Origin of the sequence: Mumia sp. zg.B21, assembly GCF_019550855.1 — a bacterium.
Taxonomy (GTDB): domain Bacteria; phylum Actinomycetota; class Actinomycetes; order Propionibacteriales; family Nocardioidaceae; genus Mumia.
Map to the genome: position 1 here is coordinate 388282 of NZ_JAHWCJ010000002.1, position 25738 is coordinate 414019.

16 protein-coding genes are annotated in these 25738 nt (G+C 67.0%); 8 read left to right on the forward strand and 8 right to left on the reverse strand.

Translation table 11 applies throughout. From position 1 onward, the window contains the following. Positions 1 to 931: 931 nt before the first annotated feature. Positions 932 to 1558 carry an HNH endonuclease gene (locus KV100_RS10585; protein ID WP_220343018.1) on the forward strand — a complete coding sequence of 209 codons (627 nt, stop codon included), beginning with the start codon at positions 932 to 934 and terminating at the stop codon, positions 1556 to 1558. 213 nt (positions 1559 to 1771) lie between these two features. Here the strand turns inward: KV100_RS10585 and KV100_RS10590 are convergent, their stop codons facing one another. Together KV100_RS10590 and KV100_RS20170 are read right to left on the reverse strand one after the other, a co-directional pair. Then, complete coding sequence (locus KV100_RS10590; protein ID WP_220343019.1) at positions 1772 to 3109, reverse strand: hypothetical protein; 1338 nt, start codon at positions 3107 to 3109, stop codon at positions 1772 to 1774. Beyond that, a complete protein-coding gene (locus tag KV100_RS20170; RefSeq protein ID WP_220343020.1) occupies positions 3106 to 4497 on the reverse strand; it encodes a 26S protease regulatory subunit in 1392 nt (463 codons plus the stop codon). Before KV100_RS20170 ends, KV100_RS10590 begins: the two co-directional genes overlap by 4 nt. A gap of 438 nt (positions 4498 to 4935) precedes the next feature. Here KV100_RS20170 and recC point away from each other — a divergent pair, with 438 nt between their 5' ends. The 4 genes from recC (at position 4936) to KV100_RS10615 (ending at position 15107) form a co-directional block, all read left to right on the forward strand. Next, on the forward strand, positions 4936 to 8322 hold the full coding sequence (recC, locus tag KV100_RS10600) for an exodeoxyribonuclease V subunit gamma (protein WP_220343021.1): 3387 nt from the start codon (positions 4936 to 4938) through the stop codon (positions 8320 to 8322). Between the two features lie 20 nt (positions 8323 to 8342). Beyond that, on the forward strand, positions 8343 to 11654 hold the full coding sequence (locus KV100_RS10605; RefSeq protein ID WP_220343022.1) for a UvrD-helicase domain-containing protein: 3312 nt from the start codon (positions 8343 to 8345) through the stop codon (positions 11652 to 11654). Continuing rightward, on the forward strand, positions 11651 to 13387 hold the full coding sequence (gene recD, locus KV100_RS10610; RefSeq protein WP_220343024.1) for an exodeoxyribonuclease V subunit alpha: 1737 nt from the start codon (positions 11651 to 11653) through the stop codon (positions 13385 to 13387). Before KV100_RS10605 ends, recD begins: the two co-directional genes overlap by 4 nt. 670 nt (positions 13388 to 14057) lie before the next feature. Beyond that, positions 14058 to 15107, forward strand: a complete 1050-nt coding sequence (locus KV100_RS10615; protein ID WP_220343025.1) for a toll/interleukin-1 receptor domain-containing protein — start codon at positions 14058 to 14060, stop codon at positions 15105 to 15107. A gap of 267 nt (positions 15108 to 15374) precedes the next feature. On the opposite strand, the gene KV100_RS10620 is transcribed toward KV100_RS10615, so the two are convergent. Further along, entirely contained in the window at positions 15375 to 16259 is an 885-nt protein-coding gene (locus tag KV100_RS10620; RefSeq protein ID WP_220343026.1) for a DUF4231 domain-containing protein, read from the reverse strand. A 485-nt stretch (positions 16260 to 16744) separates the two neighbouring features. Next, positions 16745 to 19138 (reverse strand): P-loop ATPase, Sll1717 family, encoded by a 2394-nt coding sequence (locus KV100_RS10625; protein WP_220343028.1) that lies wholly within the window; start codon positions 19136 to 19138, stop codon positions 16745 to 16747. Between the two features lie 238 nt (positions 19139 to 19376). Between KV100_RS10625 and KV100_RS19920 the strand changes: the two genes are divergently transcribed. Next, a complete protein-coding gene (locus tag KV100_RS19920; RefSeq protein WP_304610824.1) occupies positions 19377 to 21926 on the forward strand; it encodes a LuxR family transcriptional regulator in 2550 nt (849 codons plus the stop codon). A gap of 65 nt (positions 21927 to 21991) precedes the next feature. Further along, complete coding sequence (locus KV100_RS10635) at positions 21992 to 22444, forward strand: cupin domain-containing protein (RefSeq protein WP_220343030.1); 453 nt, start codon at positions 21992 to 21994, stop codon at positions 22442 to 22444. On the opposite strand, the gene KV100_RS10640 is transcribed toward KV100_RS10635, so the two are convergent. After that, a complete protein-coding gene (locus KV100_RS10640) occupies positions 22441 to 23109 on the reverse strand; it encodes an NADPH-dependent F420 reductase (protein WP_255566118.1) in 669 nt (222 codons plus the stop codon). The two genes, KV100_RS10635 and KV100_RS10640, sit on opposite strands and share 4 nt — an antisense overlap. Next, the gene (locus KV100_RS10645; protein WP_220343032.1) at positions 23109 to 23714 is read right to left on the reverse strand and encodes a TetR/AcrR family transcriptional regulator; all 606 of its coding nucleotides are present in this window, start codon (positions 23712 to 23714) and stop codon (positions 23109 to 23111) included. The genes KV100_RS10640 and KV100_RS10645 overlap by 1 nt, the downstream gene beginning before the upstream one ends. Before the next feature lie 136 nt (positions 23715 to 23850). Between KV100_RS10645 and KV100_RS10650 the strand changes: the two genes are divergently transcribed. After that, entirely contained in the window at positions 23851 to 24561 is a 711-nt protein-coding gene (locus KV100_RS10650; protein WP_308291411.1) for an SDR family oxidoreductase, read from the forward strand. 97 nt (positions 24562 to 24658) lie between these two features. Here the strand turns inward: KV100_RS10650 and KV100_RS10655 are convergent, their stop codons facing one another. Together KV100_RS10655 and KV100_RS10660 are read right to left on the reverse strand one after the other, a co-directional pair. Beyond that, positions 24659 to 25183: an Ltp family lipoprotein gene (locus KV100_RS10655; RefSeq protein WP_220343034.1), complete on the reverse strand. Its 525-nt coding sequence runs from the start codon at positions 25181 to 25183 to the stop codon at positions 24659 to 24661. Between the two features lie 122 nt (positions 25184 to 25305). After that, positions 25306 to 25653, reverse strand: a complete 348-nt coding sequence (locus KV100_RS10660) for a putative quinol monooxygenase (protein WP_220343036.1) — start codon at positions 25651 to 25653, stop codon at positions 25306 to 25308. Positions 25654 to 25738 lie beyond the last annotated feature (85 nt).

Consider the following 25738-nt stretch of genomic DNA (forward strand, 5'->3'; position numbering starts at 1 on the left):
CAGGTCGTTCAGCACTCGGGTCCCGGCGGGAGGAAGGCTGCCGTGCAACGGGTGGATGCCGCCGATCCAGTTTTGCTCGTTACGTACGACGCTAGCCCAGGGTTCATCGTGGGTGCCGATCAGCAGGGCCCGGTGAATGGCGAGAAGGTGCTCGACGGTGACGGGCTCGGAGGGGTCCTACCACCTCCTCGTGCAGTTCCTTCCGAGCGTTCATCGACACTCATGGAACGTCTTGCCCTTCCGCCGCCTGACGGCAGCAAGGCCCTGAACCTGCGCTTGACGAGAAACTCCGCGGGACGCCTCCGAGGGCCTGATAATTGATGGGTGACACAGATCCGCGCCATCGTCTTGGACTCGAATGTCTTCGGTAAGAGCGCACTCCGGGCTGATGAACGCCTCGACCAACGCGATGAGCAGGGAGTCCGCGGCCAACTCCGCTACGGCGCGACGAAGTTCCGTGCCGAGCTCAACTGCCAGGGCGTCCCGGTCGCTTACTCCCGTCGGGCGGCGGCTCGCCGTGGCCGAGCTTGTCGCGTCCGTAGAAAACGATTCGTATGGAGGGCCATGGCCAAAGGCGCTCAACTCGCCGCTCAAGGCCGAGGGGATCGGCAACCTGATCATGGGCCCCGGGCGGTTGAGCTCGAGGGCCGGACGATCCAAGAACGCGAGCGACATCGATCTGGCCGTCGCCGAGTACGTCGACTGGTTCAACCGCAGTGCCTTCAGGGCGCGGGCGGCTTTGTCCCATCGACCGAGTTCGAGACCAACCGCTGACCCAGCCTCAGCCGTGAGCATCATCCTCAGACACCCGTCCCAACCGGGTCTGGTTCCAACTAAATCGAGCCACAAGACCCGGGGCGATTCGGGCCGGCTTGCGTCGGGAGTTCGCCGGTCCACGCGCTCAACTGCATCCGGCACTAGGGTCGTTGCCGTGGGCAAACACCAGTTCACCAACGCCGAGCGTTACGCGGTATACGAGACCCACGGTGCGCGCTGCTACATCTGCACCCGGCCGGTGGATCTGATGTCGATGCACGTTGACCATGTCATCCCAGTGCACCTCGGTGACGAGCCGACCGCGCTCGCTGCCGCGATTGAGGAGTTGGGAATTCCCGATGACTTTGACGCGAACAGCTTCGCGAACTGGCTTCCAGCGTGTTCACCGTGCAATTTTCGCAAATCGAAGTCGGTCAGGAAGCGTTCCCTGCAGGTCCAGCTGATGCTGCAGCGCGCCGAAGAGCGAGCGTCAAGAGCTGCCGCCGCGGTTGTGTCGAAACAAAAACTCTCAAATGCGATCAACACCGTGCTCCGCGTACTCGAGGGCGACGGCCCGACCGGAGAACAGCTCGCGGCCATCGAAGCGATTGCCAAGCGATACCAGGAACACTTGGCGCCCGAGGCGGAGAGGGACGAGGTCCTTCACGTGACTCCCACGGTCAGTGTGTTGTTGTACGAGGTGCTCAGCGATGACGGCGTGACGCGGATCGTACGCGGCGCGTACGGCGTGGGCGGCGGGCCGAGCTCGCCCTCGCCGGGCATGACCTGCACGTGCGGCTAGCAACTTCAACGGTGCCCCCTGCGTGCTCTGCGGGCAGCTCCACAACGGCTAGCAGACGCCGATGTTCGCTTGACGGTTCAAACCTTTTTCGTCTGATTCCCATAGGATCTGCGCCTTGGTCAGTCTACGAGGCAGGAAGGGTTCGGAATTCAAATAACGCAGATGTTCCTGGGTGCGCTTCCGACGGACGCTGGCCCTTCCTGGCAAACCGCTTCACCAGTACATCGCGATGAACTCAAGTTCAAGGACAGGCGCAGTCGGTTTGGTCGGTACCATCGGACGCTCACCGTCCGGTGGGTCGACGATGAGTTTCGTGCTCTGCCAAGCTGTCTGCCGCAGGTGGCCAACGACGTCCTCGTCGCGGACCAGCCCAGGATGACTCGCGTAGAACGCGTCAGCGACTTGGTTTAATGCCGCAAGCCTGCCCGTCAGCGTGCCGTCGTTAGCTAGCAACGAGGTCAAGGTGTCGGCAGTCGGCCCGGTGGCACTCACACGATGGGCATTTGCAAGCTCCAAGTCAAACCTTGTTCCGGCGAGAACAAGGGTAGAGATGGGTTCTTGCTCCGGCCCGCTTTCGACCCCGACGTCCTTCAACCTGTCGACGGCTTCTAGGAGCTCGCTCGCGGCTGAAGGAACTACGCGCTTGAATGTGTCGATCATCTTCACGGGAGTCCACTCGTTCTGGAGTCCCGTTCTGCTGATGCGTCCAAGCACGTCGAAGTCCGCTTCCGCATGGAGGATGCGCCGCGTGTCTTTCCAGAACAAGCTCGACTCCGCAACTCCGACCACACGCAGCGGTTCGGCTGTCACCCGTCCGTCGTATATCCCCCGAAGCGCGTCAATCTCGACGATCCAGACTTCGCCGTCGGGCGCGGTGACGATCCCATGAGTAGTGGATCGACCTTCAATTGGAACCAAGTTCTCCATGAGTTCTGCTAGAAATTCACCAGCATCCACTGTCGTCTGGAGTGAGGTGGAGTCAACGGAAAGGAGGTCGGGATACTTCTTGAAAAGGCTGCTCATGATTTGGATGAAGACGGTCATGTCGAACGTGTGATGCGCGCGAAGCGAAACTCTGGTCTCAGTGAGCGCGCCGCGAGTAAGGTCGACGGCGCGAACGGCACGTTGATCGACTTTGAGCTGTGTTAGGGCTTCGCCGAGTTCTGTCGACTTCTTCGCATTCAAGTGAGGTGTGTTCGCTGCCAACAGGAAGATCGGGCGGTACATACCGTGGAGTCGAGCGAACTGGCTCTGAATGTTGAAATGCCGCTGCACTTGGAGGCCCCTGGAGCGGCTCGAATTCAACGCGCCACTGATGGTTCCTTTCGCGACTATAGGGGTGCCACCCTCGATCTGGCCGGTCAGTGCCTCTCCGGACATAGTGTCGGCCGACTCGGACATAGTGACCGGAGGGGGCATGTCCGGCGCGGAGGTCAGGCTGTAGACGCTCACCTCATCTAGGTAGACGAACTCGCGCAGGGACCCGGCCGTCCCCACGATCGGCGCGGGTGGCACGACAGCGTTCGACCGCTTCGACTTGAAGAGCTTCACTTCGTCCTCGCGATCTGTGCGCGCCGTGCTTGTACCTGCGGGGAGAGTCGCTCGATTGCCACTTCGCAGTCGAGCTCGAGAATCCACTTGCGATGCTCGCTCTGTGCGAACTGGAAGGCTCGTGCCCACAGAGCTCGCAGGTCTGCACTGCACCAGTTGTTAGTCAGAACAGCGAGCCGATGGACGTCGATGTCCTCGGACGCATCGGCTGGCTTCGTCACGCCAAGGATTGCCTCACGCGCACTGAGATCAGGAAGCTCGAAGTTGATCCGCCGGTCGAACCGTCCTGATCGCAGCATTGTGGGATCTAGAGCCTCGGGGCGGTTCGTCGCGCCGACGATTAGCGCGCGCCCCGGCTTCTCGTCGAAGCCATCGAGGAGCGCGAGAAACTGAGTTACGAACTTGTTCGACATCTCGTGAGCCTCGGACGAGCGCATGCTGCCAAGACTGTCGATCTCGTCGAAAAAGACGATCGCGCGCTCCAGGCCATCGGCCTCGTCCATCAGCGCGCGCAACATCTCCTCGCTCTCATTCATCCACTTGCTGGCGATCTCAGGGCCACGGACGTGGAAATAGACAGCGTCCGCCTCGTTTGCGAGGGCTCGTGCAAGCATGGTCTTTCCGGTGCCAGATTCGCCCGCGAGCAGAAGGCCGCGAATCGGACGCATGCCGTTCTTCTCCAGCGTGTCGGTGCGATCCATCATCGCGATGATCTGACGAAGTTCGGTAACCTGGCTGTCGAGTCCCTCGATTCCGTCAAAGGTTTCAGTGAGGTTCTTCGGGTCGACCCGAAATCGAGAATGGACGACCGTTGAGGCGGGGGGATCGTCGCGGTATCTAAGCGGGCGCTTATCGAGTTCCTTCACGACCCCGTTGTCACTGAGCTCAACCGTCGACCATTCCGTCCAGTCGACCTCACCATCATGGGGAAGCCACGTAATTGAGTGATCGGTTTCCACCAATGACCGCGCCTCTTCGACGCGGCGCACGACACCGATCCCAGGCCTGGGCGGTGGCAGGAGCCCTTCAGGCGCCGCCGTGAACGTCGTTCCCGAGACAAGCACAACGGAGCCGACTGATACTTCGGGGCCTCCGTCCCGGTGCAGCGGTCCATAGCCGCCGCCTGCATAGCGGACCCAGACGTGGGGGTCGTCGTCTGCGAGCAACACGGTCGCTATAGAACCCGTTTGTGCCTCCTTCGGAAAGACCTCCAATGGGGCTTCTGCGAACAAACCGTCGTCTAGCGAGACCAATACGACGGACCCGACCTCAACTGCTGGACCGTGATCCGGATCGAGGAACCCGGCATTGCCGTTCGCGAATCGAACCCATAAACGATCGTCGCCCGCGTCAACTAGCACGACCGTTGCTAATGCGCCAGCATTCACTGACATTCTCCGTCCCCCGACTACGATCGGCGATCACAGCGCGACGAGATGGTTCCCGTTGTCCCCGCGAAGTTAGCGTTCGTGCGTCAGGCTAGCGGTCCCCGCCTACAAACCGGATACTTCCGCCCCAACCTTGGACGGCATGTTGCCGTCGTGATCGTCGTGACGGCGTCTTGCGCAGATAGGCGGTCGCAGCGTCCGAGTCACGAACTGTGGTCGCGGGCCACAACCCGACAACCACAGCCCTCTCCCTTGAAGGCTGGCTTCGGCGCGTGGCCTCCGGGACAAACCGGAAGCTTGGTCGCGAGAGACCTCACCTGCGTGGTCAAGGGCGCACCGTTCGGCGCGGCCATTGCCAGCAGACGGCGATACATGAACTGGACAGCGCCGGCGAAGCGCGGGGGTCAATCGCCACGCCGGCTGACTAGAGTCACGGGCGTGGGGATCAACGTGCACCGGGGTGACCAGCCGGAGACGCTCGTGCGCGAGTTCGCCACGATGCTGCGCGATGACCCGTCCGACGTCTTCACACCAGAAGTCGTGGTCGTACCCGCGCGCGGCGTTGAGCGGTGGCTGGCGCAGCAGCTCTCCCACGCGCTCGGCACCACAGCCGGCGACGACGGCGTGGCGGCGGGCCTGGAGATCATGGCGCCGCAGTCGCTCATCAGCATGCTGCTCGGCCGCGACCGCGTCGACCCCTGGCAAGCGGACCGCCTCGTCTGGCCCACCCTCGAGGCGATTGACGAGCTCACCGGAACCCCGCACTTTGACGCGCTCACCCACCACCTCGGCGCCGGCCCCGAGATCACCGACAACCCGCGCGCCGAGTGGGAGCGCAAGGCGCGTCAGTCGCGCCGGTACGCCGTCGCGCGCCGGATCGCTGGGCTGTTCGCCTCGTACGCGCGCGAGCGCCCCCACATGCTTGCCGACTGGGAGAACAACACCCCTTCCGACGGCGTGGGCGGCACGCTGCCCGACGACTTCCTCTGGCAGCCGATCCTGTGGCGGCGCACGGTCGAGCTCGTCCGCGAACGGCACAACCTCACCGAGTCGGTGACCGAACGCCACCGCCGCGTCGTCGACCAGCTGTCGTCGAGCCATACAGACCTCGACCTCCCGCAACGCCTGTCGTTCTTCGGCTACACCCGCCTCGCCGCAGCCGAGCGCGAGCTGGTCGTCGCCCTGGGCGCCTGCCGCGATCTTCACCTCTGGCTGCCGCACCCATCGCCGCAGCTGTGGGCGGACCTCGACGGCCACACCTCCAAGGGAGCGCGCACCGACGACCGTACGGCCCGCCACGCCAAGCACCCGCTCCTCGCCACCCTCGGCCGCGACGTCCGCGAGCTGCAGGCGGTCCTCAGCACCGACGGCGTCACCGTCCACGACCCCCTCAAGCCGGAGACCGCGACGCAACGGACAGACCGCCTCGCGCTGCTCCAGGCCGACATCCGCGCCAACCGCGCACCCGACGAGACGCGGACCACGACGGCCGACGACTTCTCGATCCAGGTGCACGCCTGCCACGGGCCGGCGCGTCAGGTGGAGGTGCTCCGCGAGGTCCTGACTTCCCTCCTCGCCGACGGCGAAGGCGCGCTGCAGCCACGCGACATCCTCGTGATGTGCCCGCACATCGAGACGTTCGCGCCGCTCATCCAGGCCACGTTCGGCCTCAGCCTCGTCCGCACACCCGACACGGGCCACGACTCGTACCACCCCGGCCAGCAGCTCCGCCTCCAGCTCGCCGACCGCGCCCTCGGCGCGACCAACGCGCTCATCGACCTGGCCCACCGCGTCGTCGCCCTCGTCGCCGGGCGGATGACCGTCTCCGAGGTGCTCGACCTCGCGAGCCACGAGGCCGTACGGGCAAGGTTCGGGTTCGACGAGGAGGACCTCGAGCGGGTCGGCCAGTGGGTGACCGACGCGGGCGTGCGGTGGGGGTACGACGCGGGTCACCGAGGCGAGTACCAGCTGGCCGGCCTCGACGCGAACACCTGGACCCGCGGCATGGGCCGCATCGCCCTCGGCGTCGCGGTCGCCGCCGACACCGACGGCCCGTCAGCCGCGCGCGTACCCGTCGACGACATCGGCAGCCGCGACATCGAGGTCGTCGGCCGGTTCCTGGAGCTGATGGAGCGGCTCAAGCGCGCCGCCGACACCGTACGAGGCACCCTCTCGGCGCGTGAGTGGATGCAGTGGTTGCGTGACACGATCGAGGCGCTCGCCGACACGCCTCCGGACGAGCGGTGGCAGTTCGCCCAGCTCGACCGCGACCTTGCCGCGATCGGCGAGACGGCCAGCGAGGGGACGACGCTGCGGCTCAACGACATCCGGGTGCTCCTCGACCAGCGGTGGGGGGCACGACCCACCCGCGCGAACTTCCGGACCGGCGCCATCACGGTGTGCACCATGGTGCCGATGCGTTCGATCCCGCACAAAGCCGTGGTGGTGCTCGGGGTCGATGACGGTGACTACCCGCGCTCGCCCGTGGTCGACGGCGACGACGTCCTCGCCCGCTGTCCGCAGGTCGGCGAGCGGGACGCACGCAGCGAGGATCGCCAGCTGCTGCTCGACGCCGTGATGGCGGCGAGCGAGCGCTTCGTGGCGATCTACTCCGGCTTCGACGAGCACAACGGCCAGCGCCGCCCGCCGGCCGTACCGCTGCAAGAGCTGATCGCCGCGGCCGCCCGTACGGCGACGGCGCCCGGGGACACGGCGGACGGCGACACCCACCCAAGCTTCGTACGGCACCACCCGCTGCAGGCGTTCGACGAACGCAACTTCCAGCCCGACGGCCCCGTCCCCGGCGGCACGTTCGACACCGCCGCCCTCGCGGGAGCCGAGGCGCTGCGCACCTTCCGGGCGGACCCGCCTGCCAAGAAGAACTTCCTCGACCAGCCGCTGCCGCTCCAACCCATCTCCGCCGTCACGGTTGACGAGCTGGTGGACTTCCTGAAGAACCCGGCGAAGGAGTTTCTCAAGACCCGCCTCGATGTGACCGTCCCGTGGCAGATGGACGAGGCGAACGACGCGCTGCCGATCGCCCTCGAGCCGTTGGAGATGTGGGGCGTTGGCGAACGCGTGCTGCACGAGGTGCTCGACGGGATGGCGCTCGAGGACGCCCTCGACCGGGAGGTCGTACGTGGAAGCTTCCCGCCGGGCGCGCGGGGTCGGAAGGTCCGCGAGGAGATCGCGGGCAACGTGAGGGCAATCGCCGCCGACCGCGGCACCGGCCAGCCCAGGTCCGCCGACATCCGGCTCGACCTCCCCGCCTCCGAGGGCGGCGGCACCGTACGGCTGACCGGCGTGGTGAGCGCCATCCATGACGACATCGCTCACGACACCGTGTGGGTACGGACGTACTCCACGATCAGCGCGAAGCACGTCGCGGCCGCGTGGGTGCGCCTCCTGGCGCTCGCGGCGGCCGAGCCCGAGCGCGAGCACCGCGCCGAGCTGCTCGGCAAGCGGGGCGGCCTCCGGCTCTCGTCACCCGACCCGACGGAGGCCCTCGTACGGCTCGCCGACCTCGTACGGGTGCGGCAGTCCGGGATGCGGTTTCCGATGGGCGTCCCACCGAAGACCGCGAGCGCGTTCGCCGCCGCGTACCGCAAGACCCGCCCGGGCGACCCGTACGGCCTGCAGCAGGCGCTCGACCGCGCCCGTCCCGTCTGGGAAGGCGGCAGGTTCTCCGGTGAGAACGACGACCCGTGGTGGCGATTCGTCGTCGGACCGCAGTCGCGCGTCGAGGCGCTGAACCGGCTCCGCAGCCTCGAATACTTCGCACCGCGCATCTGGAACCCGATCCACGAGCACGGGGGCGAGGCATGAGCCCGACGAACGCCCCTGGGATGACCAGTTTCGACATCACCGCGCCGCTCCCGTCGGGGACGACGCTCATCGAGGCGAGCGCCGGCACGGGCAAGACGTGGACGCTGTCGGCGCTCGTGGTCCGGTACGTTGCGGAGCAAGGGCGGCCGCTCTCCGAGCTGCTGATCGTCACCTTCAGCCGCGCCGCCAGCCAGGAGCTGCGCGAACGCGTCCGTGCGCGCATGGCCGAGACGCTCACCGCCCTGCAACGCGGCGGCGCCGCCACCGACGTCCTGGTTGACCACCTGCGCGACTGCTCCGCCGACGAGCTCGCCGCGCGCATCGACCGGCTCGCCACCGCCGTGGCCGACTTCGACACAGCGACGATCGCGACCATCCACCAGTTCTGCCACTACGTGCTCAAGGGTCTGGGCGTCGCCGGCGACTCCGACTCGTACGCCACGCTGGCCGACGACCTCACCGACCTGCGGACCGACGTCGTCGACGACCTCTATCTGGCCGAGCACGTCGCGGGCTCGACCCTCGACTACGCGCAGGCGAAGGCCGACGCGCAGATTGCGCTCGACAACCCGAGCGCGGTGCTGTCACCCGCGAACGCGACCGGCCCGGTCGGGGTGCGGCTCGCGTTCATCGAGAAGGTCCGCGCCGAGGTCACGCGACGCAAGCGCCGGGCGGCGCTCCTCGGGTACGACGACCTCCTCACCGAGCTCGCCGACGCGTTGGAGGCCGACGACAGCCCGGCGCGGCGGCGGATGCGTGAGCGCTGGTCGGTGGTGCTGGTCGACGAGTTCCAGGACACCGATCCGGTGCAATGGCAGGTGTTCTCGCGCGCGTTCGCCACCGAGGACAAGACCCTCGTGTTGATCGGCGATCCCAAGCAGGCGATCTACGCCTTCCGCGGCGGCGACGTCGCCACGTACCTGCTCGCCGCCAAGACCGCGGCGACGCGGACGTCGCTGCCGACGAACTACCGCAGCGACGCGCCGCTGGTGGACGCGCTGCAGCTGCTGATGGCGAACGTCCAGCTCTCGCCGGACATCGTCGCCCACCCGATCACCGCCCAGCGGACGGCGCACCGCCTGCAGGGAGCGCCCGACAACAGCCCGGTACGGCTGCGCGCGATGCTGAGCGACAAGAAGCTGGCGATCGGGTCGGTACGAGAGAACGTCTACGCCGACGCTGCCGCCGACATCGCGCGCCTGCTCACCTCCGGTGCCACGTTTGAGGGCGCGCCCGTACGGCCGCAGCACATCGCCGTGCTCGCGTACGCCAACCGTGACCTGCACGGCATCCGCGCGGCCCTGCGTACGCACGGGATCCCGTCCGTCCTGGTCTCGAGCGAGTCGGTCCTTCGTACGACCGCCGCCGAGTGGTGGCTGCACCTGATGATGGCGCTCGAGCAGCCGTACCGCGCCGACCGCCTCCGGCTGGCGGCGCTCACGCCGTTCCTCGGCTGGACGGCCGACGAGCTCGATGCCCGCGGCGAGCAGGCGACGGAGGCGATCTCTGCGCGGGTACGGTCGCTGGTCGCGGCGTTCCACCGCGGCGCGATCGCCGCCGTCCTGGATGTCGCGCGCAGTCAGGGGCTCGACGCGCGCGTGCTGTCGCAGGTCGGTGGCGAGCGCGACTTGACCGACATCGAGCACTGCGCCCAGCTCCTGCAGGAGCACGTCCTCGAGGGCACGCGTGCGCTGCCGAGCCTGGTCGCCTGGCTGAGGCAGCAGAGTGCCGACGGTACGGCGACCACCGCGGCGTCGCGGATCATGCGGCTCGACTCCGACGCCCTGGCCGTCACCTTGTCGACGATCCACGGCAGCAAGGGCCTGCAATATCCGATCGTCTACGCGCCGTTCCTCTTCGACCACTGGATGAAGGACGACCCAACGCCCGCGATCATCCACCGCGACGGGCGCCGGGTGCTCTCGTTCGACGCCGACGAGGTGAACCAGCCGGAGCACCGGTCGGAGGCGCTCGGGGAGAACATGCGCCTCGCGTACGTCGCGATGACGCGCGCCCAGTCGCAGGTCGTCGTCTGGTGGGCTCCCACCTGGAACACCGCCAACTCGGCCCTGCACCGGCTCCTGTTCGGGCAGGCCGGCTCTGGTGACGAGCTCTCGGCGCTGCTCGCGGCGCGCGTCGAGGGTGGCGGGGAGGTGGTCGTCCCCGCGGAACGGGTGCCACTGGAGGACGCCGCCGTTTCCGAGCACCTCCTTCAGACGTGGGCCGCGCACGGCGCGTTCAGCCTCACGCCGGTCGACGGCGACCGCAGCGCCCCCGAGGTGCTGGCCGAGCGGGTGACGGCACCGCTGACCGTACGACGGTTCGACCGCGCGTGGGTCGACCAGCTGTGGCGGCGGACGTCGTACTCGTCGCTGACCGCGGCCTCGCACGACGCGGGCGCGGCCACCTCCGAACCCGAGTCCGATGCGGTGGGACGTGACGACGAGGAACCGCTCACCGTCGCTGCGAACGCCGTCGGTGTCGAGGCTGATGCCGGCGCTGACGTCCCGTCGCCGATGGCGCAGATGCCCGTGGGCACCACGTTCGGCTCGTTGGTGCACGCGGTGCTGGAGGACGCCGACTTCCAGGCCGACGACCTGCACCAGGATCTCCTCGCCCGGATCCGCGAACACTCGGCGTGGTGGCCGGTCGACGTGGACCCGGACGCGCTGGCCACCGCGCTCGAAGCCGTCTGTACGACGCCGCTCGGGCCGCTCGCCGGCGGCGTGACCTTGGTTGACCTGCCTCGTACCGACCGGTTCGCGGAGATGGACTTCGAGTTGCCGCTGGCCGGGGGCGACCGCCCGCACGCGAACGCGCGCTTGGGCGCGATGGCGCCGATCCTGCGCGAGCACCTCCCGGCCGGCGATCCGCTGCGCGCGTACGCCGACGCCCTCGACGGCGAGGAGCTCGGCGGCCAGGCGCTGCTGGGCTATCTGACCGGCTCGATCGACCTGACTTTCCGGCACGACGGCAAGTTCTACGTCGTCGACTACAAGACCAACTGGCTCGGACCGCGCGACGCCGCGCTGACCCTCGCCGAGTACGCACCCGCGCGGCTGGCCGAGGCGATGACGCACTCGACGTATCCGCTGCAGGCGATCCTCTACTCGGTCGTGCTCCACCGCTACTTGCGGTGGCGGCTCCCGGCGTACGACCCCGACAAGCACCTGGGCGGCGTGATGTACCTGTACCTGCGCGGCATGGCCGGCCCCGACACCCCACTGGTCGACGGGCACCCGTGCGGGGTGTTCTCGTGGCGTCCGCCGTCGGCGTTGCTCGAGGACCTGTCGGCCGTGCTCGATGGTCGTACGCGGGAGGAGACGCGATGACGGCGACGACCGGCGATCCGGCTGTCAGCGTCGTCGCCGAGGGACGGCTGCGGACGCTGAACGAGGCGGGCTTCCTCGACGGCAGCGACTGCGTCGTCGCCACGCGGATCTGCCGCCAGGTCGGCGAGGAGGTCGGCAGCGATGCTGCGCTCGCGCTGGCGTTCGCCGTCCGGGCGGTGCGTGACGGGTCGACTGCGTTGTCGCTCGGCTCCGTTGCCGCCCTGACCGCAGATCTGGAGGACGAGGACGACGTTGACAGCGAGCCGCCGACCGTGGGCGACGTCGTGGGGTTGCCGGAGCCCGGCACGTGGTTGGAGACCGTACGTTCTAGTGCCCTGGTCGCCGCCGGTGTGGTGCGCGTCGATCTTGGCCTCGTGTATCTCGACCGCTATCACGCGGACGAGCGGCTCATCGCCGACGCGTTGCGGGCGAGGCGGGCGGCTTCCGTGCGCCCGGTCGATCCGGCAGCGGTTGAGGAGGTCATGCGCGAGCCCGGCCTGGACGAGGCGCAGAAGGACGCCGTGCGCGGCGTTGCCGAGCGCGCCACCACGGTCCTGACCGGCGGGCCTGGCATGGGGAAGACGCACACGATCGATCGCGTCCTCCGTGCGTTGGGCGCTGGTCACGGGCAGGCTCTCCGCATCGGGCTGGCCGCGCCCACCGGCAAGGCCGCAGCCCGGATGAACGAGATGATCGACGCCGACCCGACTCGCGCGTCGTCGGTCAGCTCGGCGGTGACCCTGCATCGCCTGCTCGGCAGCATCCCGGGCACCAGCCAGCGGTTCCGGCACGACGCCCGTAACCCGCTGCCCCATGACCTCGTCATCGTCGATGAGGCCTCGATGGTCTCGCTGAGCATGATGGCGCGGCTGATCGAGGCGTTGGGGCCGGCGACTCGGCTCCTGCTGGTGGGCGACCCCGACCAGCTGGCGTCCGTCGAGGCCGGCTCGGTCCTCGCCGACCTCGTGCGTGGTCTTGAGCCTGACGGCAGTGTCGTGCGGCTGACGACGAACCATCGTGTGGGCGGCGTTCGTGCCGACCTCGCCGTGGCGTTGCAGGCCGGCGACGCCGACGGCGTGCTCAGCGCGGTCGACGTTGCCGGCACGGACGTCGCGTTCGTCGAAACCGACGCGCCTTCGCTCGACCTGCTCCCGCAGGTCGTCGACCACGCCGTACGGCTCCGGGACCTCGCGCTGAGCGGCGACTCGGACGCTGCGCTCGCCCATCTGGACACGCTTCGGGTGCTGTGCGCACACCGTACGGGGCCCTTCGGCACCCGGCACTGGAACCAGATCGTCGAACGGGCACTCGCCGAGTGCGCTCCCGAGGTGGCGCTGCAGGCGATGTATGTCGGCCGGCCGATCCTGGTGACGCGCAACGACTACGGGCTTGGCGTCCGCAACGGCGATGCCGGCGTCATCATGCGTGCCGAGGACGGCCCGGTGGCGGTCATTCAGACAGCCTCCGGTCCTCTGCGGCTCTCGCCATGGCGACTGTCCGACATCGAGACCATGCACGCGATGACCGTGCACAAGGCGCAAGGGAGCCAGGCCGAACACGTCGTCGTCATCGTCCCGCCGCCCCGTTCACGGCTGCTCACCCGCGAGATGCTCTACACCGCCGTCACTCGCGCCGCAGGCCACCTGACGATCGTCGGCGGCCGTGATTCCGTACGCCACGCCGTCCACGCAACCGCCCGAAGGTCCTCTGGCCTGGCCCGACGGCTGAGCTGACTCCCCGCTGGTCGAGCGCCCGGAGCGCCAGCGGAGGGCGCATTGAGACCATCCAGAAGGCCGAGCATTGTCCGCGTCGAATGGCGCAGTGCGCTCGGGGGCAGAATCGCTCGCGGAGCTGAGGGAAGGCTCGATGGCCGTTGTGAACCGACGCGATCGCGCGGGTGGCTTCGGGGAGATTTGAGCTGGGACGGCCGACGTGGATCGACCGTCCCATTCGCCCGTTCCGTTCTGGCGAACACGGCATGGGCGACCCCATCGACGACTGCGCCGACGCGCTGGAGATCAGCGCACTTCATCATGGAGTTGCTGAGAAGCACAGGTGAGCTCGCCCGTTCCGATTCCGAACGTGCAGAAGCACCCGGACCGGCGTCATCGATTGCGTGCAGGGGTCACCTGCGATAGTCCCAAGGTCGAAAACCACAAGGTGGGAGCGCTCTTCAGGGTCTCGCCCATCTTGATCATATCGTCTGATTCCACTCTGGAAATGCGCCCGCGCCTCACGATGTGAGCGCTCGGCGCGCGGCACGTCTGATGACGGCAGTTGGTTCTGGAGGTTTTGATTGCCGTCCAGTTGCCAGCGCACCTTCCCAGATGGGAGGCGAGCGAAGTCGGGATCGTGGCGAGGAGTGCTTTGCGACAGCGCTCGATAAACGTGTACAAACGATACATGGCGATCGATGTAGACAAGCTGGCGCTCCTCACGTCTATCTCGACGGCTCTGGCCGGACGCGAGCTCGGCGATGTCAACCTTCTTCTCCACGAGATCGGGCTCGATGATCTCTATGGAAGTGTGTGGTACGGCGACGAGGACTGGGAACCCACGGACGCGGACCGGGCGCACACGGTTCTGATGGCAACTCGCGACCTAGGACGGGCGGAGGTATTCGATCTCGCCGACGCCGTTCATCGTCTATTTCAGATGCCCGTCGAGGTACCCGAGCGGCACGAGCCGGATCCGTTGTGCGTGTTTGCCTCCCACCTCGCCAATCAAGCCGCGGTAGTCGGCGCAGTCGGAAAGGAACTTGCTCAACGGGGAGTGAAGCTGTTCGTCGCGCATGATTCAATCGCACCGGATTCAGAGTGGGCATCTGAGATCGAGAGGGTGCTTCAGACCTGCCACGCTGGCGTTGCTTTCATTGCGCCCGGATTCTCAGCAAGCCAGTGGTGCGACCAAGAGGTCGGATGGCTACTCGGCCGCGGGGTGCCCTGTTTGGCACTGAAGTTCCAGGGGCAGAGTCCATATGGGCCACTGGGCAGGAAGCAAGCCCTCGTGGTGCAAGACGGGACGACCGCGCAGAAACTTGCTGATGAGATCATCGCGTGGTTGAGGATGAAACCAGCGCTTGCGGGGAATCTTAATCGATCGCTCATCGATGCCCTGAAGGGTTCAATAAACTTCAGTCAAACCGACAACATCTGGGCGAGCCTTTATTCGGCCCGAGACATGACGGAGAAACAGGTCGCAGGCCTTCTGACCGCAATCAGAGACAACGATCAGGTGTACAACGCGTCTGGGGGAGTAACGGAAAAAGGCCCATACTCGGAACTCGCCTTCAAACTGGCACTCCAACAGCCTGGCTTTGACGCCAACGAGGCGTTCGCCGCCGAGGTCGCGGGAATGCGAGGTCTCGAAGGACTTCTACCGCCCGAGACAAACGAAGGTGGTGTCGGAGGTGCTGGTCAGTCCGTCGCAACTAGCGGTGGTCCGCAGTACTAATTCATGCGTACAGCCATTGTTACGGCGGCAGCGTCGCGCGGCGAGTGCGGACTCGTATTGGTGTCGAGTTGAATTGGCCGTCATCCCGCCTCTGGTGAGGTTCGCAGCGATACGCGGGCCCTCCGGTTTGAGGAGGGCGGCATTTCTCGACCGCGTCGTGGGCGACGCCTAGCGGCTTACTGATTGGCGCCGGACGGTATCCGCGGCGGCGGCGGTTTCCGGAGGTAGCGGCATGACAAACAAACGGGCGCATTTGGGTCGAGCTAGTTAGTGTGGACCTTGACGTCGTGCCCGCCACAGGGTGTGTTCACGGCTAAACGCCGACTCAGCGTCGTGGACGCTCTGGGCCCATGCCGCCTCATCCCCCGACGAGTCCAACGATGTCGACACGAGTACGACCTCGTGGCTTGTAACACCGTACGACTCTGCCAGTGAGGAGTACTTCTTCGCTTGCGACCAACCTATTAGCCCTGCGGCGCACGCGGCGACCGCGCCGAGTAGGTCGGAATCGAAGACGTCCATGACTCTCAACAGGCCGAGCACCACCGCTAAAGCCTCAATCACGACGACGGCAGTCCCAAACTGCCGAGCTCGCCTCTTATTCCACTGAGCCTTCGACGAGTACCAGGCGACTTGATCACCGACTCGATCGCGCCGATACGTACTGCGCCGTACATTCAAGGGCGCACGCCGGAGGTTTTTCATGCTCTCGGTTACGCCGGCGGCCGCGCCGCTCCCGTCTCCAATGTCAAGTGACTTTAGCGACTTGAGTACATCGCGAAGGAGGTCCGTGAATCGTGACGAGGCGCGACTGTCGTCAAGACGGAAGGATTCGCCACCCACGGCGAACTGCCAAGCGGCCGATTTAATGGATTCGGCAGCGGCGCGAGCGTCGTACCACGTCTGCTCCGCGCGGCTGGCCACACCGGTCACCTGGATCACCATCGCAACTAGGAAGAGCAGCAAGGTGATGGCGGGGCCCATGCGGACTTCTGCACTCGCGGGAATTAGCGCCGTCAACGCGGCAAGTGCCAAGGCGCCCAGTTGTGCGGCTGTCGCCCAGTAGAAAAGGCGTTGCTGCTCTGTCGCTTTCTCATCCGCTGCATGCCACAGCGGCGGGTAGTCCAGAGTGGCGGGGACGGGGGCGGTCATGAGGACGCACCTTCGGCTTGTTCGGTCGGCGGTCGCAACTTCCAGGCCATGTCGATCCGGATACTCGGTAGGGCCCGTAATCATTCTAGAACACGAGCACACAATAGCTGCCGCCATGGTTCCGGTAGGGCGGCGCGGGGAAGTTGGCGATCACCAGGTTCTGTAAGGGGTGGTTGGTTCCGCGGACCGTCGACAGCGAATGTGCTCGAGCCGGACTTCGAGGTCGCCGTAGCTCGGGACTAGTCAATCCAGCACATTGAATACCCGTAATATGAACTGCTATCGACGAGAATGGGTGGCCGACAACACGGCTAAGCGCCGGACGTGCCGCCGAATCCCTCGACACCTGGCGACTCTGACGAGAACCAGAGGCAGCGGCGGAAGTCACGATCGTTGCCAACTGCCCCCGCCTGGCCAGACACGAGGCTCGTGTCGAGGGGCACCTCGGCGGAACTCGTCACTGCCACCGCCGGGGGGCGAGCCATTCACACATTCTCGTCCTCGAGCGATCCCGATCCAGTCGCCGTATGGACGTCATCATCACGTACGTCAAGGTAGGGTCTGAAAGCTGGGTGAACCCGATAGCGGAGCGGTCGATCGAGGCGCTGAGCAAGGCGCTGAGCCGCCTTCAACTTCTTACGCGCCTCCGACTCTCCCTCGACGTGGACAAAGCTCCCATCGCGCGTCTCGAGCCCCAGGAAACTGGTTCGGATTAGCCAGTTTCTAACGGCGTCTGCATCTTTCACGGTCGCCAGCGTCCGACGGAGTTCCTCCTCGGTCAGAGTCGACTCTAGCCCGGCAAACTCGAACAGTAAGCCTTCGAGATCAAATCCTTGGGCTTCGCTCTCAACCAGGAGAGCCTCTACGGCGAAGCGAGAGTACAGGCCCTCTGCGTGCGCAAAATCCTGCGCAAGTACTTCACTGTGGCGCCGATTGATGGCAGTTGTAAGCGCAGCGTTCCCGAGAAAGATTATGTCTCGTGGGCGCGGAAGTGCTCGCCACAAAAAGTAATCTCTCGTCGCCTGGCTGTGTACCTCAGCAGCGAACACCTTCGACCAAAGCAGTTCGGCATTCTGAGTGCGGGAGGATTGATTAGCGAGAAAGCGCTCCTCCAAAACGCGGATCAGGAGTTCCTCGTCGTGCCATTGAATCGACTGCGGGTTAATCTTGTCGGGCTCTCGGGCGTGCGCTGCCATGACATCATAGATGTCTGTTCGCAAGAAGGCCGTCAAAGTTAGGTTTACGCTAGGTTGCCCTCCCTTGGACTTGCGCAACTCGCTTTGAAACCGCCCAGAGGTGACGAGAAGCGAGAGTAAGAACTGAGAAAGGGTTCCGAAATCCACGCCGCGCTCCCAGGTCTTATCCAGATTGTCGACCAACACCGCGACACGATCGTATCGATGGAGCGCTCGCTTCAGCGGAGGAAGAATCTGAACGTTCCATTCTACGCGCAGCGACTCGGAAACTGCCATGAGATTGCCAGGCGCGGCAGTCGATGCCTCCATGGCGTGAGCAACAGCGTCATCCAGACGGGAACTGAGGTCGCTGTCGCGGTCAATTGCGAGTCGCTCTACGGTGGCTGCGAGATCGGCGATGCTGTCGTCCCCCCCTAAACCGGCTGGCAGGTCCTCAGCGTGCAGCAAAGCGCGAAGCGCAACCTCGGAGGTGAGTAAGAAACTCCAGAGATTCAGTAGGAAGTAGTCGCGCGTTGACGGGTCCTCAAACCGACCCAACACGGCGAGGAGGCCCGAAAGATCATACGAACTTGGCTTGATCGGAACCACGAGGATGCGACGGTCTGTCCGCAATTCTTCGACAGCCTGCTGCATTGTCGCAGTTTTTCCTGTACCTTTGCGGCCGGTAAATACGGTTGCCCGGCCGGTGAGGACAGCTTCGAATTCATTTGTGTGTACAAAGTAGTTGGTGAGCGAGTCTTCCTCGGACTCTGCGACGAATTGCCCAAATGTTCGGACTGGCAACTCGATATCCAACTTTAGACGTCCAAGCCGTTTGTTGGAGCCCTTGGGTGATGGCAGATTGGCCAGCCAGTTGGAAACATGGTCCGTGAGTTTCGCTGAGGTTGAGTATACGAACATTAGGTCCTTGTAGTCCAGGGGTGGGTGGTAGCCCTCCTCTGCGACCATCAGTAGCGGAAGGTCCAGGCCCCGCACGATTCCCGCAAGGAACGCCAGCCTACCGTTGTAGACCTCTCCCCTTATGCGTGTTGGCTTCATGAAATGAAGGATTGCAGCCGACGACCGATAGATCTCCTCCACATAGTATGACAACTGTGCTAGCCCGAGCTCATCCTGTGCGGCCAGGAGTTTCAGGTCGGTCTTTCGCTCAAGGAGTCGCTCCAGGCGTTCTGCCGAGTTGAATTTGTGTGGAACACCGGGGGCAAAGACCGCGTTCGCCTCTCGGGGTCGAGCGTTGGTGAGAAGTGTCTCGATTAGCGGGGGGGTTATAGTGGTTGCAAGTTCGGCGGTTCTGCGCGCCAGAATGTGCGCGTTTCCTTCGTAATTGATGCGCCCAATAGTGTCAATTATCTGCAAGCCAGACCACGCTCGGGTTGCGTCCTCGTCGGATTCGTCAATCGCAAAGAAGAGCTTCTTTCCGCGCGCTAGAGCGTAGCCTGCCTCGAAGAGTACATTGGGATTGCTAGCGCTGATCTCTGCTACGCAACCATCGCACCTGTCAATCATCTCCAGAACCGAGTCGATAATCAGGCGGCCCTCTATCTGAAGATCCTCCCAGGTGTGCACCTCAATTCCCCCGCGTACACATTCGTCCGCTGCTTCGCGCATCGCCTCAGCTCGCAGATTGGGTACGCTCGCATATGCGAAGAAGAAGGATTGGGGGGTCGTCAGTTGTGCGTCCACAGGGGGAAGCCTGCCATGCCGGGGCGGGTTGTGAGGGTCATCTTCTGATACGTGGTGAGAACGGTCTCCGATGACGGCGCCATCTGCGGACGCGCGTGGGAGCATCCGAACTGTCGGCGCGACGCCCGGCGCCGGTGACGAGGACGGTACGAGTGCTCATGCCACCGACCTTCGCGCGCGCGAGCGGCCGCGGTGCAAGTAGCGCGGTACTCGAATCACCCGCCGCTAGCCTGACGCCATGGAGCGGCCGTGGCCGCTCACCGGCCGGGACGACGAGCTGCGCAGGGTCGCGGCGGCGCTCCGGCCCGGTGCGGCGGGGATCGTGGTGGCGGGCCCGGCGGGGGTCGGCAAGACCCGGCTCGCCCGCGAGGCGCTGGCCGATCCGCGCCACCGCCGACGAACGCCCCTATGGACCCAGGGCACTGCGGCGGCGCGCGCCCTCCCGCTCGGCGCGTTCGCCGGGCTCCTCGACCTCCCGACCGGCGACGCCGCCGCGACCATCGGCCGCGCCCTCGACGCGCTCGCGCAGCACGACTCGCTCGTCCTCGCGGTCGACGACGCCCACCTGCTCGACGAGCACTCCGCGATCGTGCTCCACCGCCTGGTCGTACGACGCCTGGCGCCGGTCGTCGTCACCGTCCGTACGGGCGAGCCCGCCCCCGACACCGTGACCGCCCTGTGGAAGGACGACCACCTCCCGCGCCTCGATCTGACCCCGCTGGACGCAGCCGAGACCACCGGCCTGGTCGCGCGGGTCCTCGGCGGACCGGTCGAGTCCGCCTCCGCGCACCGGCTGTGGAGGTTGACCGAGGGCAGCCCGCTCTTCCTGCGGCACCTGCTGGCCGGTGAGGTGTCGGCGGGCAGGTTCGCCGCGACGTCCGGACTCTGGCGGTGGACCAGCGAGGTGGTGATCTCCCCGGAGCTGACTGACCTCCTCGAGCGCGAGATCGGCGCCCTACCCGCGGGGATCCAGGACGTCGTCGACCTCGTCGCGCTGGCCGAGCCGGTCGCAGTCTCCACACTGGCGGCGCTGACCTCGCCCGCGGACGTCGAGCAGGCCGAAGGGCGCGGCCTCGTACGGACGGACGGGCAGGTCGCCAGGCTCGCGCACCCCCTGTACGGGGAGGTCCGCCGGGCGACGATGGGGACGCTGCGCGCGCGCCGCCTCCGCGGCCAGGTCGCGCAAACGCTCGACGCGTCGCCCGATCCGATCCCGCGCGCCGTCCTCACTCTCGACTCCGACCTGCCGCCGGACCCGGCGCTGTTCCTGCAAGCCGCAGAGGCGGCGACCCGGATGTACGACCTGCCGCTGGCCGAGCGGTTGGCTCGCGAAGCGGCCGCGACCGGTGACCCGCTCGCCCGCCTCGTCCACGCCGGGGCGCTGTCCTGGCTCAGCCGCGGCGACGAGGCCGAAGCGATCCTCACCGACCTCGCGGCAAGCGCGCCGGACAAGGGGACGCGCACCATGGCGCAGCTGCACCGCACAGGCAACCTGCTGTGGACCATGGCGAGTCCCGACAAGGCGCGCGAGGCGCTGGCCGCAGCCGAAGCGACCGGCGCGGCTCCGCTCTACGTCGATGCGATGTCCCTAGCGCTCGCGGCTGCGGTCGGCGAGATCGAGCCGGTCCTCGCGCGCGGTCCCGAGATGCTGCGCGAGGAGCTGCTCGACGACCTGGCCCGCATCCTCGTCGGGTCCGCCGTGTCCGCGGCGGCGGCCGTCACCGGCGACCGCGCGCTGCTCGACGAGGCCGCAGCGGTCGGCGGGCTCACGGCCGACCGCGTGCCCACGGGCATCCCCGGATTCGGGCTGGCCGATCTGCAGGTCCTCGGGCACCGCCTCGCCGGGACGCCCGACGTGGCTGAGGACCAGGCGCGCCGTATGCAGGCGGCCTCGGCGGACCTACCCGGACCCGCGAGGCTGATGGGGCTGGTCGTCGTGGGGCACGCTGGCCTCGCCGCCGGCCGCGTCGGTGACGCGCTGATCGCGTTGCGGGAGGCGTGGGCGGGGCTGGCGGAGTCGGGGCACGAGTTCCGGTTCCGGTGTCGTACGTTGCTGTCCGCCGCACTCGGCCAGGCTGGCCTCGCCGACGAAGCGGCGCCGCTCTGCGCCGAGATCGCCGCCGGGCAGCACCCCGCGTACCAGCTCCTCCTCCCCGACGACCTCCTGGCGCGCGCCTGGGGAGCGGCGGCCGCGGGGGCAACGACCGAGGCGGTCGGTCACGCCGTCGCCGCTGCCGAGCTCGCCCGGGAGGCGGGTGAGCCCGCGTACGAGGCGCTGGCGTGGCAGACCGTGGTCCAGCTCGGCGACGCGACGGGGGCGGCGCCCCGCCTCGCCGCGCTGGCCGGACTCAGTCTCCGGGCGGAGTCGGCATGCGCCCATGCCCAAGCCCTCGCCAAGGGGGACAGCGCGGCGCTGCTCGAGGCCGCCGACGCGTGGGCCCGGCTCGGCGATCTCGTCGCCGCCGGGGACGCGGCGGCCCAGGCCTCCGACCAACATCGCCAGCACGGACGGCAGGGATCTGCCCTCAGCGCCGCCGCCCTCGCCGAAAAGCTGGCCGCCCGCTCCGGCGCCCGTACCCCTGCCCTCGCGATCGCCGGCCGCCCCCTCCCGCTCAGCGCACGCGAGCGCGAGATCGCCGCGCTGGCTGCCCGCGGCCTGTCGAACAAGGAGATCGCCGAGCGGCTGACCCTGTCCGTACGGACGGTGGAGGGTCACCTCTATCGCGCCGGGCAGAAGCTCGGCGTCTCGGACCGGGCAGCGATGGCCGACATCCTCGGAGACGAGTAGCCGGCTACTCGCTCCGCTGGCGCTGCCCAGCCCGACGCTGGGGGTACGGAACCGGAGGAGGGGTCATGAGTACGGTGCACATCCCGCCCGGAGAGGGGCGGCACTTTCCGATGATCGACGGCGACCACGTCGCGAAGGTCGGCATCCAGGACGACAGCGGAGCTTTTGAGGTGTTCGAGGTCGTCGCCCCCGCCGCACCGATGGCGCCGCCGCACGTCTCGCCGTGGACGGGCGTGCTGTTCCTGCTCGAGGGGCGTGTCAGCGCGATGGTCGACGGCACCTCGTACGAGGTGGAGCCTGGCGGCGTGGTCGTCTTCCCGGCGGGGACGCCGAGCACGTTCGGTGTGGTCGGGGAGTCCGCTCGGTTCGTGGCGATCACGTCGGGTGACGGGGCGGGGAAGTTCTTCGCGGACTTCTCGCAGTCGGTGCCGGCGGGCCAGCCGGTGGAGGAGTCGATGGCGGCGATCATGTCCGTCACCCAGCGGCACGGCGTGGCGTTGGCGGAGCCCCAGCGCTAAGGCCGGGGGATGCCGCGCTTGGCTGCGGCGAGGTTGGCGGCCAGCTCCTCGCGGGTCTGGTGGGCGTGCGCGTTCCACGCCGGCTGGCCGGGCCCGCTCCGCCACGACTCGCGCAGCGGGCTGTTGTCGACAGTGTCGAAGCCGAACTCGTCGTACAACCGCGTCACCACCTCGACCGCCTCGGGGAAGTCGCTCGAGACCGACAGCGCGTGCCGCCGCGGGGTGCCGGGCGGGCTGGCCGAGAGGAAGAGCCGCGGTGCCTGGATGTGCGTGAAGGCCTTGGCCACCTTCGAACGCGGGAGGTGCTCCTGGCGGAGCTCGTGCTCGGTCTTCTCGCCGGAGTCGACCATCGGGAAGTGCCCGTCGCGCCACGCCATGTAGTTGTTCGTGTCGAGCACCACCTTGCCGGCGAGCTCGTCGACCGGCAGGGTGTTCGTCAGGCTGAGCGGCGCTGCGACGATGACGATGTCGCCCGCAGCCGCTGCGTCCGAGGCGGTCGCGGCACGAGCCCCCGGGCCGAGGTCCTCGATCAGGTCCGTCAGCGTCTCGGGTGCTCGTGAGTTGGCGATGACGACGCCGTACCCGCTCGTGAGGGCCGCCCGGGCGAGCTGGCCGCCGACCTCACCGGCGCCGATGATGCCGATGGTCTTGATGGCTGCCGTCATCAGCGACCGTCCGGCCGCGCGACAGCGCGTTCGAGCATCTGCAGGACGGCGTCCTTCGTACGCCCGAACTCGTCGTCGCCGATGCCGGACTTGTGGAGGAACTCGATGCCCTGCATGACGGCGATGAGCGCTCGGGCGGTCTGCTCCGGGTCGAGATCGCGGTCGACCTCGCCGCGCTCCTGCGCCTCGGTGGTCTGTTGTGTGAAGAGTGCGAGTGTCCGGGTGTACGCAGCGCAGGCGCGGGCGCGTACCTCGTCGTCCTGGGCGCTCAGGGTCGCAGCACTGTTGGCCATCAGGCACCCCTGCTCCGGCAGATCGAGACGGCCCCCGTCCTCGAAGGTGACCGCCGCCTTGAGTCCGTGCCAGGGGCTGGGATCAGCGGTCACGGCGGACTCGAGCCCGGTCGCCTGGCGGGCGCCGTACTCGTCGAGGATCCGCAGGAACAGGTCGTGCTTGCTGCCGAACGCTCCGTACAGGCTTTGCGTCCCCAACCCGGTCGCCTCGGTCAGGTCCTGCACGGACGTCGCGGTGAAGCCGTCGCGCCAGAACGCGTCCCTCGCGGCGGTCAGAGCCTCGTGCTCGTCGAACTTCCTGGGCCTTGCCATGCCGCGAGGCTAGCGGTTCTTGAGTGACCACTCAAATTTGACATTCGTGCTGGGTGCCTGGTTTCTTGATCATCCACTCAATAACCGGAAGGACCCCCCTGTGACGCCACGACCGCTTGAGGGCAGAACCGCGCTGGTGACCGGAGGATCGCGAGGTGTGGGCGCCGGGATCGTGGCGCGCCTCGCGGCCGACGGCGCCCAGGTGGCGTTCACGTACGCGAGCTCGAAGGAGCGCGCCGAGGCGGTCGTCGACGCCGCGGTCGAAGCCGGCGGCACCGCTCTCGCGATCCGTGCCGACAGCCTGCACGAGCAGGACGTCGTGTCCGCCGTCGCACAGACCATCGATCGCTTCGGTGGCGTCGACATCCTGGTCAACAACGCCGCGGTCGGCAGCTTCGGCCCGATCACGGATCTGGCGATGGCCGACATCGACGCGATGCTCACCATCAACGTCCGGTCCGCGGTCGTCGCCATCCGTGAGTCGCTCGCGCACATGGGCAGCGGCGGGCGCATCATCAACGTCGGCAGCATCAACGCCGACCGCACGCCGTTCCCGGGCCAGTCGGTCTACGCCCTCACGAAGGGCGCGATGGCGAGCCTGACGCGCGGCCTCGCCCGCGAGCTCGCGCCCCGCGCCATCACGATCAACAACCTTCAGCCCGGCCCGATCGACACCGACGCCAACCCGGCAGATGGTCCCCTCGCGGGGAGCATGCTCGAGGTCATGGCGAGCGACCGGTTCGGTACGGCGGCCGAAGTCGGCGCGTTCGTGTCGTACCTCGCCGGCCCTGAGGCCGCCTTCATCACCGGTGCCAGCCTCGACATCGACGGCGGATTCGCCGCGTGATGGGTGGGGAGCTCGGGTCGGATCATGACGTCTGCACCATCAGGCGATGGACTGGCAGTCAACGCGATGTCGCCGCCTCGTCCGGCAGCGCGTCACGTCAGATGCCGACCTTGTCGGCGGCGTACTCGGCCTGTGCTTTTGTGAAGGCGTCGCCGCTCGGCGCCGTGAGCTGATCGATCAAGCTCTCGCGGTCGAGGCCGCCCTGCTCCATGTATCCCTCCGCGGCCTGGACTGCCTCGGCGTTCCAGTCGGCATCGACGTGGTCCACCGCGTACATCGCGTCCGCCTCGCTGAAGCTGTCGCCCTTCAATGTGGCGAGGTGGCGGATGAGTCCGGTCCTGGAGACGGCTGTCAGGGCGAGATAGTCCTCGGCGGCGTCGATCGCCTCCCGCTGCCCCGGCGTGAGGGAAGGGCTCGCCGTGGCATCCGATCTGGTGGTCTCCGGTGACGCCGTGGGTGACGCAGTCGCGGCGGTCTCGGCGTCCTCCTTCTTCTGCTCCTCTTCGTCGCCGCCGATGACGGCGAGCCAGACGACGAGGACGATCACGACAAGCAGAAGCGCGAAGAGGAATCGCTTCTTCTTGTACCAGGGACGCTGATCCGGTGACGAGGTGTCCGACACGTACCCTCCTGCGGTGGCCTCTGCGCAACGTAAGCGAGATGCGGACAAACCGCGACACGCGGTGCAGGGGTTGCGCACGGTGGACGTGCTCGTCGGCAAGCGACGGATCGCTCGGGCCGCGCCTACAGCGAGATCCAGGGTGCGAAGAGCTGAACCGGGCCGTCGTCGGCGAAGTTGGCGCGCAGGTCGGGGCTGGGGTCCCCGAGCAGCTCACCGTGCACCGAGCCGGTCGCGATCACCGGCTCCATGAGGTGGGCGAGATTCCGCCCGTGCGCGATCAGCGCGTCGGAGTCGCGGTAGCGCTCGATCACGATCGCCTCGGTCTCGTCGGCGTTGAAGGAGACGCTGTACTCGAGGGTGCCCGGCTCCTTGGCCCGGACGATCTCCATCGCCTGCTCCGACAGGCGCTTGAACTCCTCGACGTCGCCGTCGCGGAAGTCGAACCGCGCGATGCCGATCAGTTCACTCATCTGCTTCATCCCTTCGTTGCGGGTGCGTTCATGGGGAGAACGAAGCCGAGGGCGGATTCTCGACATCACGCTCCTCTACTGTGAA

What these genes read in the sequence shown, in the direction of transcription:
- KV100_RS10605 (WP_220343022.1), top strand. Translation starts at nt 8,343, where the DNA reads ATGACCAGTTTCGACATCACCGCGCCGCTCCCGTCGGGGACGACGCTC.
- recD (WP_220343024.1), top strand. Translation starts at nt 11,651, where the DNA reads ATGACGGCGACGACCGGCGATCCGGCTGTCAGCGTCGTCGCCGAGGGA.
- KV100_RS10615 (WP_220343025.1), top strand. Translation starts at nt 14,058, where the DNA reads ATGGCGATCGATGTAGACAAGCTGGCGCTCCTCACGTCTATCTCGACG.
- KV100_RS10620 (WP_220343026.1), bottom strand. Translation starts at nt 16,259, where the DNA reads ATGACCGCCCCCGTCCCCGCCACTCTGGACTACCCGCCGCTGTGGCAT.
- KV100_RS19920 (WP_304610824.1), top strand. Translation starts at nt 19,377, where the DNA reads ATGGAGCGGCCGTGGCCGCTCACCGGCCGGGACGACGAGCTGCGCAGG.
- KV100_RS10635 (WP_220343030.1), top strand. Translation starts at nt 21,992, where the DNA reads ATGAGTACGGTGCACATCCCGCCCGGAGAGGGGCGGCACTTTCCGATG.
- KV100_RS10640 (WP_255566118.1), bottom strand. Translation starts at nt 23,109, where the DNA reads ATGACGGCAGCCATCAAGACCATCGGCATCATCGGCGCCGGTGAGGTC.
- KV100_RS10645 (WP_220343032.1), bottom strand. Translation starts at nt 23,714, where the DNA reads ATGGCAAGGCCCAGGAAGTTCGACGAGCACGAGGCTCTGACCGCCGCG.
- KV100_RS10660 (WP_220343036.1), bottom strand. Translation starts at nt 25,653, where the DNA reads ATGAGTGAACTGATCGGCATCGCGCGGTTCGACTTCCGCGACGGCGAC.